Origin of the sequence: Pseudomonas sp. CFBP 13727 (assembly GCF_014841915.1) — a bacterium.
GTDB lineage: Bacteria > Pseudomonadota > Gammaproteobacteria > Pseudomonadales > Pseudomonadaceae > Aquipseudomonas > Aquipseudomonas baltica.
On sequence record NZ_JACYUT010000001.1, the window covers coordinates 995,683 to 1,012,339 of the forward strand.

At 65.1% G+C, this 16,657-nt stretch carries 12 protein-coding genes and 2 pseudogenes; 5 read left to right on the top strand and 9 right to left on the bottom strand.

All coding sequences use genetic code 11. The features are described from left to right. Positions 1-10: 10 nt before the first annotated feature. Positions 11-181, bottom strand: coding sequence for a hypothetical protein (locus tag IFT76_RS04375; protein WP_192057504.1), 171 nt, complete (start codon positions 179-181; stop codon positions 11-13). Between the two features lie 106 nt (positions 182-287). On the opposite strand from IFT76_RS04375, the gene IFT76_RS04380 reads away from it, so the two are divergent. Next, complete coding sequence (locus IFT76_RS04380) at positions 288-584, top strand: hypothetical protein (protein ID WP_122479134.1); 297 nt, start codon at positions 288-290, stop codon at positions 582-584. 138 nt (positions 585-722) lie between these two features. On the opposite strand, the pseudogene IFT76_RS04385 reads toward IFT76_RS04380, so the two are convergent. After that, positions 723-2,424 (bottom strand): annotated as a pseudogene (locus tag IFT76_RS04385) (DEAD/DEAH box helicase). Positions 2,425-2,777: 353 nt separating this feature from the next. On the opposite strand from IFT76_RS04385, the gene IFT76_RS04390 reads away from it, so the two are divergent. Then, positions 2,778-3,569, top strand: a complete 792-nt coding sequence (locus IFT76_RS04390) for a crotonase/enoyl-CoA hydratase family protein (RefSeq protein ID WP_192053981.1) — start codon at positions 2,778-2,780, stop codon at positions 3,567-3,569. A 26-nt stretch (positions 3,570-3,595) separates the two neighbouring features. Here the strand turns inward: IFT76_RS04390 and IFT76_RS04395 are convergent, their stop codons facing one another. Beyond that, entirely contained in the window at positions 3,596-4,297 is a 702-nt protein-coding gene (locus IFT76_RS04395; protein ID WP_192057782.1) for a spermidine synthase, read from the bottom strand. Between the two features lie 157 nt (positions 4,298-4,454). Next, positions 4,455-5,204: a sulfite exporter TauE/SafE family protein gene (locus IFT76_RS04400; RefSeq protein WP_192057505.1), complete on the bottom strand. Its 750-nt coding sequence runs from the start codon at positions 5,202-5,204 to the stop codon at positions 4,455-4,457. A gap of 216 nt (positions 5,205-5,420) precedes the next feature. On the opposite strand from IFT76_RS04400, the gene IFT76_RS04405 reads away from it, so the two are divergent. Both IFT76_RS04405 and IFT76_RS04410 read left to right on the top strand, forming a co-directional pair. After that, positions 5,421-5,891, top strand: a complete 471-nt coding sequence (locus tag IFT76_RS04405; protein WP_192057506.1) for a MarR family winged helix-turn-helix transcriptional regulator — start codon at positions 5,421-5,423, stop codon at positions 5,889-5,891. Between the two features lie 72 nt (positions 5,892-5,963). Further along, the gene (locus IFT76_RS04410) at positions 5,964-6,686 is read left to right on the top strand and encodes a FadR/GntR family transcriptional regulator (RefSeq protein ID WP_122479140.1); all 723 of its coding nucleotides are present in this window, start codon (positions 5,964-5,966) and stop codon (positions 6,684-6,686) included. A 44-nt stretch (positions 6,687-6,730) separates the two neighbouring features. Here the strand turns inward: IFT76_RS04410 and IFT76_RS04415 are convergent. Next, positions 6,731-8,035: pseudogene (locus tag IFT76_RS04415) on the bottom strand (MFS transporter); the annotation flags it as partial. Between the two features lie 226 nt (positions 8,036-8,261). Here IFT76_RS04415 and IFT76_RS04420 point away from each other — a divergent pair. Next, the gene (locus IFT76_RS04420) at positions 8,262-11,732 is read left to right on the top strand and encodes a hybrid sensor histidine kinase/response regulator (protein ID WP_192053975.1); all 3,471 of its coding nucleotides are present in this window, start codon (positions 8,262-8,264) and stop codon (positions 11,730-11,732) included. Here the strand turns inward: IFT76_RS04420 and rmuC are convergent. The 4 genes from rmuC to hydA all read right to left on the bottom strand — a co-directional run bounded on the left by rmuC (position 11,703) and on the right by hydA (position 16,656). Beyond that, positions 11,703-13,109: a DNA recombination protein RmuC gene (gene rmuC, locus IFT76_RS04425; RefSeq protein WP_185794194.1), complete on the bottom strand. Its 1,407-nt coding sequence runs from the start codon at positions 13,107-13,109 to the stop codon at positions 11,703-11,705. The two genes, IFT76_RS04420 and rmuC, sit on opposite strands and share 30 nt — an antisense overlap. A gap of 182 nt (positions 13,110-13,291) precedes the next feature. Then, positions 13,292-13,585: a sel1 repeat family protein gene (locus IFT76_RS04430; protein ID WP_122479144.1), complete on the bottom strand. Its 294-nt coding sequence runs from the start codon at positions 13,583-13,585 to the stop codon at positions 13,292-13,294. 891 nt (positions 13,586-14,476) lie between these two features. Then, on the bottom strand, positions 14,477-15,223 hold the full coding sequence (locus tag IFT76_RS04435; RefSeq protein WP_192057507.1) for a fumarylacetoacetate hydrolase family protein: 747 nt from the start codon (positions 15,221-15,223) through the stop codon (positions 14,477-14,479). Further along, the gene (gene hydA / locus IFT76_RS04440) at positions 15,220-16,656 is read right to left on the bottom strand and encodes a dihydropyrimidinase (RefSeq protein WP_192057508.1); all 1,437 of its coding nucleotides are present in this window, start codon (positions 16,654-16,656) and stop codon (positions 15,220-15,222) included. Before hydA ends, IFT76_RS04435 begins: the two co-directional genes overlap by 4 nt. Position 16,657 lies beyond the last annotated feature (1 nt).

Below are 16,657 nucleotides of genomic sequence, written 5' to 3' on the forward strand. Positions count from 1 at the left end.
CAAACTCCAATCAGATGGCAGGTGCCGCCGATGAGCGGCGGGATGACAAGGAGATGGGGCCGCCGATCGGGATTTCAAGGGTGGCTTCGACAGGCGAGCCCGCCAGGGCTCGTGCATCGACCTTTTCACCCAAGGCCGCCGTGAAAACCGGGTGGATGCTTGAACGGTACAGCAAGGTCATGGAAAAACCTCATTGCGATCCGATACTTATATATAACCGCAGTGACGGAACTTATATCCGGCGCACACCCTCTTAGCCTCGTAGATACCCAATAAGGAGAAACATCATGCGCAAGACACTCGCTTACTCCCTGATGCTGGCTGCCACCCTTGGTCTGGCTGCCTGCGACAAGAAATCCGAAGACAAGGCCCAGGACGCTGCCGAGCACCGTCAGGAAGCGCAAGAGAAAATGGATTCGGCTCAAGACAAGATGAATGACGCCGCCAAGGAAAACGCCAAGGCCAACGAAGCGGCCATGGAATCGAACAAGGCTGCAGCTCAGGAAGCTACCAAGTCCGATTCGAGCATGCCGGTCGCACCAGGTACCACTCCGGCTACCCAAGTGCCGCCAGCCAAGAACTGATTGATCGGCGGTGTCCGCTTCGCGGGCAGAGCCCGCTCCCACAGGAGCGAGCTCGAGCTGGCGATGAACGAGCCGCGATCGAGACAAAAAAATCCCCGAACCAGTCGGGGATTTTTTATGCCTGAAGACTATGGGCAATCAGTCTTCGCGATAGCGACGCAGTTTCAGCTGCTTGCCAGCGACACGGGTGTCCTTGAGCTTGCTCAACAGATTCTCCAGGCCATCTTCCGGCAGCTCGACCAGGCTGAAGCTGTCACGCACCTGGATGCGACCGATGGCTTCACGGGCCAGCCCGCCTTCGTTGAGGATGGCGCCCAGCAGGTTCTTCGCGGCGATGCCGTCGCGAGCACCCAGGGCCGTACGGCAGCGTGCGCGGCCTTCGCCCAGGGGCATTGGCGCGCGGCGCTCACGGTCACTGCGCTCAGGGCGATCACCACTGCTGGTGCGTTCGCGCGGAGCGCTGGTCGGAACCAGAGGCTGCTCCTTCTCGACCGCATCCAGAGTCAACGCCTGGCCATTGGTGGCCTTGCGCAGCAGGGCTGCGGCCAGGGCGCGCGGGGTGCAACCGATGTCAGCGGTCAGGCGATCGAGCAACTCGCCATGGGTGCTTTCGGCGTCTGCGACCAGCGGAGCGAGGCTGTTGGTCAGCTTCTTGATGCGCGCATCCAGCACGGCCTGGCCGTTGGGCAGGCGAACCTCGGCAACCTTCTGCCCGGTCACGCGCTCGATCACCTGCAGCATGCGGCGTTCACGCGGGGTGACCAGCAGCAGCGCACGGCCTTCGCGACCGGCACGGCCGGTACGACCGATACGGTGCACGTAGGACTCGGGGTCGTACGGCATGTCGACGTTGAACACGTGAGTGATGCGCGGTACGTCCAGGCCACGGGCAGCGACGTCGGTGGCGACGACGATATCCAGGCGGCCATCCTTGAGCGACTCGATGACACGCTCACGCTGGTTCTGGGCAATGTCACCGTTGAGTGCCGCGGCCTTGTAGCCTTTGGCTTCCAGGGCGCTGGCCAGGTCGAGCGTGGCTTGCTTGGTGCGCACGAAGGCGATCAGGGCGTCGAATTCTTCGACTTCCAGCAGGCGCAGGACAGCCGAGGTCTTCTGGTCGGCGTGAACCAGCAGGTGAGCCTGCTCGATCGCGGTGACGGTCTGAGTCTTGGTCTGAATCTTGACGTGCTTGGGGTCACGCAGGTGACGCTCGGCGATCGCGCGGATCGACTGCGGCAAGGTGGCCGAGAACAGTACGGTCTGGCGAGTCTCGGGCATGGCCTTGAAGATGACTTCCAGGTCATCCATGAAGCCCAGCTTGAGCATTTCGTCGGCTTCGTCGAGCACCAGGTGGTTCACGGTGGCGAGGACCTTCTCGTCACGGCGCAGGTGGTCGCACAGACGGCCGGGGGTAGCGACGACGATTTGCGCGCCGTTGCGGATTGCTTTCAACTGCGGGCCCATCGGGGCACCGCCGTACACGGCCACTACGGTAACGCCAGGCATCTGCTTGGCGTAGGTTTCGAATGCAGTGGCTACTTGTAGCGCCAACTCACGGGTTGGCGCCAGGATCAGGGCTTGCGGCTCGCGCTTGCTCGGGTCGATACGATGCAGGATCGGCAGAGCGAAGGCCGCGGTCTTGCCGGTGCCTGTCTGCGCCTGGCCGATCATGTCATGACCGGCGAGAATGATCGGGATCGATTGTTGCTGGATAGCCGAAGGCTCTTCGTAGCCGGTAGCGACTACAGCAGCAACAATGTTCGGATGAAGTTCGAGAGCGGCGAAGCCGCCGATTTCCTGGGTCATGGGTCTGCCTCTAAGTGCATCCGCAAAGACCCATGCTCCAAAGCTGCGCATGCCTTGTAAGACTCGAGAGTCACCCTGGCAGCTTTGTCGGCGGGGATTTGCGAAAACGATTGAATGAAAGAATCGTTAGGGAGAGTCCGCGGAACGGACATGCAGCCGAAGCTGTCTTCGGGGGATTGCGCTACCTAAACGTGGCCTGGTTAAAGACCGGCGCGCACTATACCTGAAAATGGCCGCGACGTGAGACTTTTTTGAACCATCGTGCCGCGTGCACGCCTGAGCCACACGGGCTTTGCGCGAATCGGCGGCGCAGTCTATTTTAGCAGAGGCGCCTGCGCAGGTGCGGCAGCTGAAACCTTTCACTCAAACCATTCCGAGGATGCCGTCATGCCTACCCCCTGCCCCGGCAAGGTCAGCTGCGAGCTGCGCGAGCACGTCATGCTCATCGGCCTGGACCGTACTGCCAAGCGCAACGCCTTCGACCTGCCCATGCTCGACGCCCTGAGCCTGGCCTACGGCGCGTTCGAGCGCGAGCCGGCGGCACGCGTGGCCCTGGTGTTCAGCCATGGCGAGCACTTCACTGCGGGGCTGGACCTGGCCGAGGTGAGCACGCGCCTGAGCCAGGGCTGGCAGGTACCCCCTGGGGGCTGCGATCCCTGGCGAGTCTCGGGTGGGCCGGTGGTGAGCAAGCCGGTGATCGTCGCAGCCCAGGGTTATTGCCTGACCGTGGGAATCGAGCTGATGCTCGCGGCCGATATCAACCTGTGCGCGAGCAATACCCGTTTTGCCCAGATGGAAGTGCAGCGCGGCTTGTTCCCGTTCGGCGGCGCCACGCTGCGCCTGCAGCAGATAGCCGGCTGGGGCAACGCCATGCGCTGGTTGCTGACCGGCGATGAGTTCGATGCCCATGAAGCCTTGCGCCTGGGTCTGGTGCAGGAAGTGATGGCCAGCGAAGACCTGCTGCCCAACGCCCTGCAGCTTGCTCAGCGGATTGCCCGACAGGCACCGCTGGGCGTGCAGGCGACCCTGGCGTCGGCACGCCTGGCCGTGAGCGAAGGTGAAGGCGCCGCCAGCCTCCAGTTGGCGGCAACCAGCGGGCGCCTGTTCGCCAGCGAGGACGCGCGTGAAGGTCTGGCGGCCATGCAGCAGCAGCGCCCTGCCCTGTTCCAGGGCCAGTAGCGTCGCCAGTGGTGCGCCGCACTGCCTCAGCTGGCCGGGCGCACCAGGTCGATCAGGCCCTGCAGCGAGTAACCCAGCCGGGGCGCGAGGGCCTCGGCACGCTGGCACAGGCCGGCCATGTCCAATACCTGCTCGACATCGGCCGGCACCATGACGATCACGTTGCCCTCCTTGACTGGCAATTCCCAGTAGTGACGCTGGTAGAGACCGCGCAGCAAGGCGGCCCCGAGCGGCTTGCCGTCGTCACCGGCCCACTGGTTGATGATCAGCCAGCCATCGGGGTTCAGGCGTTGCTGGCACTGTTCCAGGAACCGCCAGGCCAGGTGGGCGGGGGCCGGGCCGTGGTCGGTGTACAGGTCGACGAAGATCAGGTCGGCGGTTTCGGCAGTGGGCAGCAGTTCAAGCGCGTCGCCGACGCGGATGTACAGCCTCGGATCGTCTTCCAGGCCCATGTATTCGATGGCCAGGCGAGGCACGTCCGGGCGCAGTTCGATGCACTCGACGTCTTCCAGGGGCAGGAACTTCAAGCAGGCCTGGGTCAGGGTACCGGCACCCAGACCCAGGAACAGCGCACTTTCAGGTTGCGCATGGCAAAGCGCGCCCACCAGCATGGCGCGGGTGTAGTCGTATTCCAGCCAGCTGGGGTCGGCCGTGAACGTGCAGCTCTGTTCTATGGCATCGCCGAATTCGAGGAAGCGGTAGTCGGCGACTTCCAGCACGCGGATCATGCCCCAGGCGTCGTGCACCTCGGCCAATATGCGCTCGGTGCGTTCGCGGGGTTGCAGGGTGTCTTGGTCTTCCACCTGGAGGCTCGTCACGACGTATGAAAGCGCCGATTGTGGCACTAATCCACCCGAGCCGGCACCTGGTGTGGTGGGCCAGGCCTCAGACCTTGAACAGCAGCAGGATGGCGCACAGCAGCAGAAACACGCAGAAGCTGCCGCGCAGGACCGTTTCCGACAGGCTATAGGCGATCTTCACCCCCCAGCTGATGCTCAACAGGCCGCCAATGGCCATCGGCACGCCCATGGCCCAATCGACATGATCGTGCACGGCATAGGTCAGGAGTGTCACACTGGTGCTGGGCGCGGCCAGGGCCAGCGACAGGCCCTGAGCCATGATCTGGGTGGTCCCGAAGACGCTGGTCAGCACGGGCGTGGCCAGCACGGCGCCGCCGACCCCGAAAAAACCGCCGATCACCCCGGAAAAACCACCCAGTACGCCCAGCCACGGCCAGGAATGACGGATCTCGCCCGTACCGTTCACGGGGCGCAGGAACATCTGCGCAATGTTGTAGACTACCAGCACCAACAGGAAGGCCACGAAGCCCACCCGCATCGACGCCGGGTCCAGCCCTGCCGCGAGCACCGAGGCAAGCCAGGCGAACACCAGTCCGCCGCTGGCCAATGGCAAGGCATTGCGCCAGGGTATGGGACGACGCTGGTGATAGCGCCATAATGCTAGAAGCACATTGGGCACGACCATCACCAGCGACGTGCCCTGGGCCAGTTGCTGGTCCACGCCGAACAGCACGCCGAGTGCCGGGATCGCGATCAAGCCCCCGCCGATGCCGAACACCCCACCCAGCGTGCCCATCACCGCACCCAAGGCAATGTAGAGCAATGTTTCGAACATACTGTCTCTCTCTATCCGCCGCGCCTCATCCAGCCGTGCATCCTACCAGTGTGACCGCCGCCGAAGGATGTAGAAGTGCTGCACAACCTCGAACGAACTATGCACGGTGTTTGTAGCTCGAAATCAACACCAGCTTCACGAAGGAACGAGCGAAGCGCCGAAACCTGCGAACGGCGGATCGCCTAATGCACTTGCACCATTGGAAAAAGGATCAGCATGAACACCGAATCCACTCACGACGAGGCAGTCAGCGTCGACGACAGCCTGCTGCTGGATAATCAGCTGTGCTTCTCGCTGTACTCGACATCGCTGCTGATGACCAAGGTGTACAAGCCCTTGTTGCAGGCACTGGGCCTGACCTACCCGCAATACCTGACCATGATGGTGTTGTGGGAAAAGAACGGCATGACCGTGGGCGAAATCAGTACTCGCCTGCTGACCGACCCCGGCTCGCTGACGCCGCTGCTCAAGCGCCTGGAAGCCGAAGGCTTGCTCAGCCGTACCCGCAGCAAGGACGACGAGCGCGTGGTCATCGTCGAGCTCACGCCGCAGGGTCGTGCGCTGCGCGAGAAGGCCGAGTCGGTGCCGCTCAACATCGTCAAGGCCAGCTGCCACAGCAGTGCCGAACTGCGCGCGCTGCAGACCAGCCTGCTGTCGCTGCGCAAGAACCTGCAGCAAGGGCTCTGACACCCCGTCCGAAGACTTGGCGCGCAGGTGCTATCATCGCGCATTACCTGCCCCAAGGACCGAATGCACCCCATGGATTATCGCAAGCCTTCAGATCGCAAAAGCATGCACTCGCGGATCGTCCAGGAGTTGGGGATGCAGATCGTCTCCGGCCGCTTCAAGCCTGACGATCGGCTGCCCGCCGAAGCCCTGCTGTGTGAAGAATACGCGGTCAGTCGTCCGGTGCTGCGCGAGGCGACCCGTGTGTTGGTGGCCAAGGGCCTGGTGTACTCCAGGCCGCGGGTGGGTTCGGTGGTGAAGCCGCGCCGTGAGTGGCACATGCTCGACCCCGATGTCTTGCACTGGGTGATGCAGAGCACGCCGCAGAACGAGTTCTTCGCTCTGTTGACCAGCGTGCGCAGCATCATCGAGCCGGCAGCGGCGGCGCTGGCCGCCCAGCACGCCACCGAGGCCGAAGTGGCTTCGATCGGCGAGGCCTACCAGCGCATGGAGGCGGCCGGGTCGGTCGATGACGTGCTGCAGCCGGACCTGGATTTCCACAGCCGCATCGCCGATGCCACGCATAATGACCTGCTCGCGCACCTGTGCAACATGCTGTCGCTGGCCTTGCGTGAGGCCCTGCGGCATTCCAACCAGCGGCCCAACCTGCATGAGTTGGCCCTGCCGCGGCACAAGGCAATTCTGACGGCCATCGAGAACGGTGATGCCCTGGGTGCCCGGCATGCCACGCTGGTCCAGCTCGACGACGCACGCAACGCGCTCAGCGTGGTGCTGGGACGGCCCGAATCGCTGTAGGCCTGCTCGGTACAGCGGCGGCGCCGCTGCGATCAACCACCACGCAGCCAGAGCAGGAAGCGCGAAGCGAACTCGGGCACCGCGCTGAAGATGTACGCATTGACGGCCAGATTGGCCAGCGACACCACCAGGAACAGCTGGGGAATGCTCAGCTTCGCCACGCTGAGCAAGAGGATGGACACGATGGCCGACACCACCATGAACAGCGAATTGAGGATGTTGTTGGCAGCGATGACCCGCGCGCGCTGCTCGGTGGCGGTACGTGACTGGATCAGCGCGTACAGCGGCACGATGTAGAACCCGCCGAAGACGCCCAGGCCGAGGATATCCAGCAATACCCACCAGGTCTGATCATGACCCAGCACCGTTAGCCAGCCTTGTGGCTGCGCGGCCTGCACGACGCCGTTGGAATGCCACCACAGCAGCAGCCCGAACAGCGTCAGGCCTAGCGCCCCCAAGGGCACCAGGCCCATCTCGACCTTGTGCCGGGACAGCCGCTCGCACAGCATCGAACCCAGCGCGATGCCCACCGAGAACACGGTGAGGATCAAGGTGACCACGGTTTCGTCGCCGTCCAGCCACTGCTGGGCATAGGCGGGAATCTGGGTCAGGTAGACCGCGCCGACGAACCAGAACCAAGAGTTGCCGACCAGCGAGCGCGACACCGCGCGGGTCTGGCCCAGGCCCAGGCGCAGGGTGAACCAGGTCTGCCGGGCGATGTTCCAGTCCAGCACCAGCCCCGGATTGGCGGCGCTGACCGGCGGGATGCTGCGGCTGGCGACATAGCCCAGTACGGCGACCGACAGCACGGCGGTGGCGACGACACCGGCGTAGTGGGCGGACGACATCATCACGCCCGCCCCGATGGTGCCGGCCAGGATCGCCAGAAACGTGCCCATCTCCACCAGGCCATTACCCCCCACCAGCTCTTCAGGCCGCAACGCCTGAGGCATGATCGAGTACTTGACCGGGCCGAACAGCGCCGAATGGGTGCCCATGGCGAACAGTGCGACGAGCATCAGCCACAGGTGATCGAAAGCCAACCCGACCGCACCCACCGCCATGATGACGATCTCGGCCAGCTTGATGGCGCGGATCAGGCGGTCCTTGGCGAACTTTTCGCCGAACTGCCCGGCCAGCGCCGAGAACAGAAAGAACGGCAGGATGAACAGCAGCGCGCAGAGGTTGACCCAGACGCTGCGATCGCCCTCGATGGCAAGCTTGTAGAGGATCGTCAGGATCAGCGATTGCTTGAAGATGTTGTCGTTGAAAGCACCCAGGGCCTGGGTCACGAAAAACGGCAGGAAACGGCGCTTGCCGAGCAAGGCGAACTGCGACTGCTGACTCATCGATCCTGTACCTGAATGATGCCGCGTGGACTGGGCTCTGGCGAGGGGACGAGGCCGCGGGCAGCGGCGGCATCGTCGGCGCACAGCATAACGCTATACCGCCTATCGCCCAACTCGATGACAGTGGCTGCGACCATGGTCGGCGCTGACGCCATCGCATGCGCCGTGCGAGACTGGCGGGTGCCCGCTTCGCCGGGCTTCCGCCTGCCCCGTTCCGGAGTCACCGATGTCGTTGTCCAGCGGATTGATCGCCACCGTCGCCCTGGCCTACATGGCCGTGATGTTCGCCATCGCTTTCTACGGCGACCGCCGCAGCACGCCCCTGCCGCCCCGTGTACGGGCCTGGGTCTACAGCCTGTCGCTGGCGGTGTACTGCACCAGCTGGACGTTTTTCGGCGCGGTGGGCCAGGCGGCCGAGCAGTTGTGGGCGTTCCTGCCGATCTACCTGGGGCCGGTGCTGCTGATGCTGCTGGCACCCTGGGTGCAGCAGAAAATGGTGATGATCAGCAAGCAGGAGAACATCACCTCCATTGCCGACTTCATCGCGGCGCGCTATGGCAAGTCGCAGAGCCTCGCCGTGGTGGTGGCGCTGATCTGCCTGGTCGGCGTGCTGCCCTACATCGCCCTGCAACTCAAGGGCATCGTGCTGGGCGTGAACCTGCTGATCGGCGCCGGTGCCGACGCCACCGGGACCCGCGTCCAGGACACCGCCATGGTGGTGACGCTGGTGCTGGCGCTGTTCACCATTCTGTTCGGCACGCGCACCCTCGACGTCACCGAGCACCACCGCGGTATGGTCCTGGCCATTGCCTTCGAAGCACTGGTCAAGTTGTTCGCGTTTCTGGCCGTGGGCATCTTCGTCACCTATGGACTGTACGACGGCTTCGAGGACCTGCTCGACCAGGCCATGCTGGCGCCGCGCCTGGAAGCGTACTGGCAAGAGACGATCAATTGGCCCTCGATGGTGGTGCAGACCGGCGTGGCGATGATGGCCATTCTCTGCCTGCCGCGGCAGTTCCACGTCACCGTGGTGGAGAACACCGACCCGCAGGACCTGCGCCTGGCGCGCTGGGTGTTTCCCGCCTACCTGATCCTGGCCGGACTGTTCGTGGTGCCGATTGCCCTGGCCGGGCAGATGCTGCTGCCCAGCTCGGTGATTCCCGACTCGTTCGTCATCAGCCTGCCACTGGCCGAAGCCCACCCGGCCCTGGCCTTGCTGGCCTTCATCGGCGGTGCTTCGGCGGCGACCGGCATGGTCATCGTCGCCAGCGTAGCGCTGTCGACCATGGTTTCCAATGACATGCTGCTGCCCTGGCTGCTGCGTCGGCAAAGCGCGGAACGGCCCTTCGAAGTGTTTCGCCAGTGGATGCTCAGCGTCCGCCGAGTGAGCATCGTGGTGATCCTGCTGCTGGCCTACGTCAGCTACCGTCTGCTCGGTTCCACCGCCAGCCTCGCCACCATCGGCCAGATTGCCTTTGCCGCCGTAACCCAGCTGACCCCGGCAATGCTCGGTGCGCTGTACTGGAAACAGGCCAACCGTCGCGGGGTTTTCGCCGGGTTGGCGGTGGGCATCTTTCTCTGGTTCTACACCTTGGTGCTGCCGGTGGCGGCGCACAGTTTGAACCTGCCGCTGGACGTGTTCCCCGGCCTGGCCTGGATTCACGGCAACCCGTTCGGCCTGCCCATCAGCCCCATGACCCAAGGGGTGGTGCTGTCGCTGGCCGGCAATTTCATTCTGTTCGCCTGGGTTTCGGTGCTGTCGCGTACCCGCGTCAGCGAACACTGGCAAGCCGGGCGATTCATCGGCCAGGAGATAAATGCCGGGCCCCATGGCCGCTCGCTGCTGGCGGTGCAGATCAATGACCTGCTCAACCTGGCGGCACGCTTCGTCGGCGAGGAGCGCGCACGGCAAAGCTTTCTGCGCTACGCCTATCGGCAAGGCAAGGGTTTCAACCCCAACCAGAATGCCGATGGCCAGTGGATAGCCCATACCGAACGGCTGCTGGCAGGCGTGCTGGGCAGCTCGTCGACGCGCGCGGTAGTGAAGGCGGCCATCGAAGGCCGCGACATGCAGCTCGAAGACGTGGTGCGTATCGCCGACGAAGCCAGCGAAGTGCTGCAGTTCAACCGTGCCCTGCTGCAGGGTGCGATCGAGAACATCACCCAGGGCATCAGCGTGATCGACCAGTCGCTGCGCCTGGTGGCCTGGAATCACCGCTACCTGGAGCTGTTCAATTACCCGGAAGGCTTGATCAGCGTGGGCCGGCCGATTGCCGACATCATCCGCTACAACGCCGAGCGCGGCCTGTGCGGGCCCGGCGAGGCGCAGGTACACGTTGCCCGGCGCCTGCACTGGATGCGTCAGGGTCGCGCGCACACCTCCGAGCGCCTGTTTCCCAACGGGCGGGTCATCGAGCTGATCGGCAACCCGATGCCGGGCGGTGGCTTCGTCATGAGTTTCACCGACATCACCGCCTACCGCGAAGCAGCGCAGGCGCTCAAGGACGCCAACGAAGGCCTGGAACAGCGGGTAACCGAGCGCACCCATGAGCTGTCCCAGCTGAACCAGGCGCTGACCGAAGCCAAGGGCCATGCCGAGTCGGCGAACCAGTCCAAGACGCGCTTCCTGGCAGCGGTCAGCCACGACCTGATGCAGCCGCTCAACGCGGCGCGGCTGTTCTCCGCAGCGCTGTCTCATCAGCCGGGCCTGTCGGCCGAAGCCAGCCAGCTGGTGCAGCACATGGACAACTCCTTGCGTTCGGCCGAAGACCTGATCAGCGACCTGCTGGATATTTCCCGCCTGGAGAACGGCAAGATCAGCCCGGACCGCAAGGGCTTCGCGCTCAACGAACTGTTCGACGCCTTGGGCCCTGAGTTCAAGGCCCAGGCTCGGGAACAGGGCCTGGACTTTCGCCTGCGGGGCAGCGCGCTGCGGGTGGACAGCGATATCAAGCTGTTGCGCCGTGTACTGCAGAACTTCCTCACCAACGCCTTCCGCTATGGACGCGGTCCGATCCTGCTGGGTGTGCGGCGCAAGCCAGGTGCGCTGAGCCTGGAGGTGTGGGACCGAGGCCCGGGCATTGCCCGCGACAAGCTGGAAATGATTTTCGAAGAATTCAAGCGCCTGGACAGTCACCAGACCCGTGCCGAGAAAGGCCTGGGGCTGGGCCTGGCAATTGCCGACGGCCTGTGCCGGGTGCTCGGCCATCCGCTGCAGGTGCGCTCATGGCCTGGCCATGGCAGCGTGTTCAGTGTGACCGTGCCCCTGGCCGGCGCAGACACGGCAACCGCCCTGCCCGCCCCGACGCCCATGAGCCAACCGCTGGGTGGTGCACGGGTGCTCTGCGTCGACAACGAAGACAGCATCCTGCTGGGCATGCACAGCTTGCTCAGCCGCTGGGGGTGCGAGGTATGGACCGCACGCAATCGCCAGGAGTGCGCAGCACTGCTGGCCGCCGGCAAGCGGCCGCAATTGGCGCTGGTGGATTTCCACCTGGACGAGGGAGAAACCGGTACGCAACTGATGGCCTGGCTGCGCACTGCGCTGGCCGAGCCGGTGCCGGGCGTGGTGATCAGCGCCGACGCGCGCCCCGAAACCGTCGCCCTGGTGCACGCCGCCGGCCTGGACTACCTGGCCAAACCGGTGAAGCCTGCGGCCTTGCGGGCGCTACTCAACCGGCACCTGGGCCGGCACTGACACGCCGTCGGCGTCGGCCTCGGCGCCGCTGTCCTGATGGGCCTCGGTCATGGCGCGCTCGAGCAGGTCCGGCGGCAGGCTCTTGCTGGCGCGGGCGCCCAGCAGTTTGAGTTGCTCGCTGCGGCTGACCAGGTTGCCACGTCCTTCGGTGAGCTTGTTGCGCGCCGCGCCGTAGGCCTTGTCCAACTGCTGCAGGCGGTTACCGACTTCGTCGAGGTCCTGGATGAACAGCACAAACTTGTCATACAGCCATCCGGCGCGCTCGGCGATCTCGCGGGCGTTCTGGCTTTGCCGCTCCTGCTTCCACAGGCTGTCGATGACGCGCAGAGTAGCCAGCAGGGTGGTCGGGCTGACGATGACGATCTGCCGGTCGAAGGCCTCCTGGAACAGGTTGGGCTCGGCCTGCAACGCGGCCGAGAATGCCGCCTCGATGGGCACGAAGAGCAGGACGAAATCCAGGCTGTGCAAACCGTCCAGGCGACTGTAGTCCTTGCCGGAAAGGCCTTTGACGTGATTGCGCAGCGACAGCACGTGCTGCTTCAAGGCCGCCTGGGCAATGGCACCGTCTTCGGCGGCGATGTATTGCTGATAGGCAGTGAGGCTGACCTTGGAATCGACCACCACCTGCTTGTCGCCGGGCAGCATGATCAGCACGTCGGGCTGAAAGCGCTCGCCATCCGGGCCCTTGAGGCTGACCTGGGTCTGGTACTCGCGGCCCTTCTCCAGCCCGGCATGCTCGAGCACCCGCTCCAGAATCAGCTCGCCCCAGTTGCCCTGGGTTTTCTGACCCTTGAGGGCCTGGGTCAGGTTGGTGGCTTCGGTACTCAGGCGCTGGTTGAGCTGTTGCAGGCGCTCCAGTTCCTTGCCCAGGGAAAAGCGCTCGCGGGCCTCGTTCTGGTAGCTCTCTTCAACGCGCTTTTCGAACGACTGGATACGCTCCTTGAGGGGATCGAGCAACTGGCCCAGGCGTTGCTGGCTGTTTTCGGCGAAACGTTGCTCGCGCTCGTCGAAGATTTTGCCTGCGAGTTCGGCGAACTGCGCGCGCAGTTCGTCCCGTGAACCCTGCAGGTCGTTCAGGCGTTGCTGGTGGCTGTCCTGCTGTTCGCGCAATTCGGCTGATAGCCCGGCGCACTGGGCATCGAGGCGACGCAACTCGGTTTCCCGGGTGCTGCGCTCCAGGCTCCAGGCGTGGGCGGCATCGCGGGCATTGTCGCGTTCGTTCTGCAGCAGTTCGACCTCGCGGCGCAGGCCGGCCAGTTCGGCTTGCTTGGCCGAGTTGGCCTGGCTCAGATCGCTGACCTCATCGCGGCAGGCGTCGAGCTGCGCGCTCAGGCCGTCCTGAGCCAATTGGGCGTTACTCAGGCGCTCGTCGAGCAAGGCGACCTGGGCCAGGGCGGCGGTGCTCCTGCGCTGCAGCTGCCAGGCCAGCGCCAGGCACGGCAAGGCGGCAGCCAGCAGGCCAATCAACAGGCTGGTCACGTCCAGGGCCATGGTGTGCTCTCATGCGAATTCGATGAGCGGCAGTCTGAGGCCATTGGCCGCCTGGGGCAAACCGAGTGTCAGTCGCGACGCAGATCGCTCAGTGCGTTCTGTGCGCCCGCATCGCCGGCGCGGGCGGCCTGCCGCAGGAGTTGCTGACCGATGCGCTGGTCACGGGCGTTGCCACAATCGCGACACATCAACTGGCCGAGGCGGCTCTGCGCGACCACCACGCCTTCGCGCGCGGGCTGCTTGAGCATGCGCCCGGCCAGGTGCTTGACGTTGACCTTGTGGCCCAGGCGGGGGCTGTCGAGCAGCCAGAGGGCGACCTTGAGGGTGAAGCGCTTGGGTGCAGCGGGTGCGGAACTTTTCATGGAAAAACTTTGGGCAGATCGGAAAAGCGCGCCACTCTACTCTTTTTTCCCGGCGAATGCGCGGGGGCAACGACCGGCGCCACCCCCCCTCCCCGCAGGAGCGGTCCGTGGCCGCGAAGGGGCCAGCGCAGGCGGCAAGCATAGCGCGGCGCAACTTTCGCGGCCAATGACCGCTCCTACGGGAGATGGCGCTCGATCCCCGTGGCAGCACATGACCACTGTAGGAGCAGTCCATGGCCGCGAAGGGGCCAGCGCAGGCGGCAAGCATAGCGCGGCGCACCTTTCGCGGCCGATGACCGCTCCTACGGGAGATGACGCTCGATCCCCGTGGCAGCGCATGACCACTGTAGAAGCGGTCCGTGGCCGCGAAAGGGCCAGCGCAGGCGGCAAACATACCGCGGCGCACCTTTCGCGGCCGATGACCGCTCCTACGGGAGATGGCGCTCGATCCCCGTGGCAGCGCATGACCACTGTAGGAGCAGTCCATGGCCGCGGAGGGGCCAGCGCAGGCGGCAAGCATAGCGCGGCGCACCTTTCGCGGCCGATGACCGCTCCTACGGGAGATGACGCTCGATCCCCGTGGCAGCGCATGACCACTGTAGAAGCGGTCCGTGGCCGCGAAAGGGCCAGCGCAGGCGGCAAACATACCGCGGCGCACCTTTCGCGGCCGATGACCGCTCCTACGGGAGATGGCGCTCGATCCCCGTGGCAGCGCATGACCACTGTAGGAGCAGTCCATGGCCGCGAAGGGGCCAGCGCAGGCGGCAAGCGCACCGCGGCGCACCTTTCGCGGCCGATGACCGCTCCTACGGGAGATGGCGCTCGATCCCCGTGGCAGCGCATGACCACTGTAGGAGCGGTCCGTGGCCGCGAACGGCGCAACGCGGTGGTTCAGGTGGCGAGGGTTACGCTGCCGATGCCGGGGAAGTCGACTTCGATGCTGGCGCCTGGGGGCGCCCAGTGGATGCCGGTCCAGCTTCCGGTGGCGATCAGATCGCCCGCGCGCAGCGGGTTGCCCAGTGCGACAGCGTGTCGCGCCAGCCACGGCAGGGAGTTCAACGGTTCGCGGAACGGGTGGCTACCCAGCCCACGTACCACTTGTTCGCCGTCGACGTGCAGCGTGGCGGCCTGGGCCGACCAGTCGGGGACGGCCGCCAGCGTTACAGGCAGGCCAACGATCAACTCACGGTTGAGCTGCTGGTCGGCCAGTCGCAGCAGGGCATCGGCCTGGATGCCGTCGACCCAGCGCGTATCGCACAACTCGATGCCCGGCATCCAGGCGTCGATGGCCGCGTAGGCGGCGGCCAGGTCGGTGTGTTCGTCCAGATCCCGGGACAAGCGCACGAACAGCTCGCCTTCGATACCCAACGCGTGGCAGTGCCCGGGCGGCACCTGCCACCCGGATGCGCGTACGGTACCGGCCGGCACGCCTGCGGCACTGATGAGGCTGCCCGGCGCACCTCCCAGTTTCCAGGCCCGCGCGGGCGCGTCGGCAAACCAGCCCATCGCCTCGGCCACCCGCCGCTGCACGTCATACGCCTGCGCCTCGCTGTCCAGACGCAAGCCTTCGACCGGCTGCCGCCTACCCTCGCGCCAGGCGCGAATGAGCCGCTGCGCCACCTGCTCGACCGCGCTCACAGCGGCAACTCGGTGTTGCGCCGACGCACCTGCGCCGGTGCCGGACGCTCGCAGGGCAAAAACTGGCCCCGCCCCGCTTCGCCCCGAGGCTCACCGTCCCATACCACTTCGCCGCGCGACAGGGTGATGGCCGGCCAGGCGCTCAGCTGCATGCCGGCGTAAGGGGTGTAGTCGACGTTGTGGTGCAACATCTCGTTGCTGATCGACACCGGCTGCCCTTCGTCCCAGATCACCAGATCGGCATCCGCGCCGATGGCGATACTGCCCTTGCGCGGGTACAGCCCGTACATCTTTGCCGCGTTGGTCGACGTCAGCGCGACGAAACTTTGCGCCGTGATGCGCCCGGTGCGCACGCCTTCGGACCACAACAGCGCCATGCGTGTTTCGACACCGGGAATGCCGTTGGCGATCTGGTCGAACGACACGTCTTCGCCGTGGGCCTTCTTGCCATCGGGGCCGTCGTAACGAAACGGCGCGTGGTCGGACGAGAAGATCTCGAACGAACCGTTTTCCAGCCCGTCCCAGATCACCTGCTGGTTTGCAGCGTCCCGAGGCGGTGGGCTGCAGATGCATTTGGCGCCTTCGAAGCTGTCGTCGCAGCCCAGCGAGTCGGCGGTCAGAAACAGGTATTGCGGGCAGGTTTCGGCATACACCTTCAAGCCGTGGTTCTGCGCCCAGCGAATCTGCTCCACGGCCTCGCGACCCGACACGTGGACGATGAGGATGGGCACATCCACCAGTTCGGCCAAGGCAATGGCCCTGTGCGTGGCCTCGCGTTCCACCAGCATGGGTCGCGAGCTGGCGTGGTAGCGCGGCGCGCTGAGCCCGGCCGCTAGCAGCCGCTCGGTGAGCCAGGCGATGCAGTCGCTGTTCTCGGCATGCAACATGACCATGGCGCCTTCGCGACGGGCCACGGACAGGGTTTCGAGAATCTCTCGGTCACCCAGTTTCAGCGCGTCGTAGGTCATGTAGATCTTGAACGAGGTATAGCCCTCGGCGATCAGTGCCGGCAATTCCTCACGCAGGACCTGCGGCGTGGGGTCGGTGACGATCAGGTGGAAGGCGTAGTCGATCACCGGCTTGGTGCCTGCCCGGCGATGGTAGTCATCCACCGCTGCACGCAGGGTTTCACCCTTCTGCTGACAGGCGAAAGGAATCACCGTGGTGGTCCCGCCGCAGGCCGCCGACACCGTACCGCTGAAAAAGTCGTCGGCCATCACCGAGCCGTCGCCGGTGGGCTGGTCCAGGTGCACATGGCTGTCGATGCCGCCCGGGGTCACGTGCCGGCCGGCCGCGTCGATTTCCGCAAGGCCCGGAGGCAGCTCCAGGGCCAGGGCAACGATGCGCCCGTCGCGAATGCCGATGTCACTGGTGAAGGTGTCTGCGGCAGTGACCACGCGAGCGTTGCGAATAACCGTATCGAAAGGTTGCATA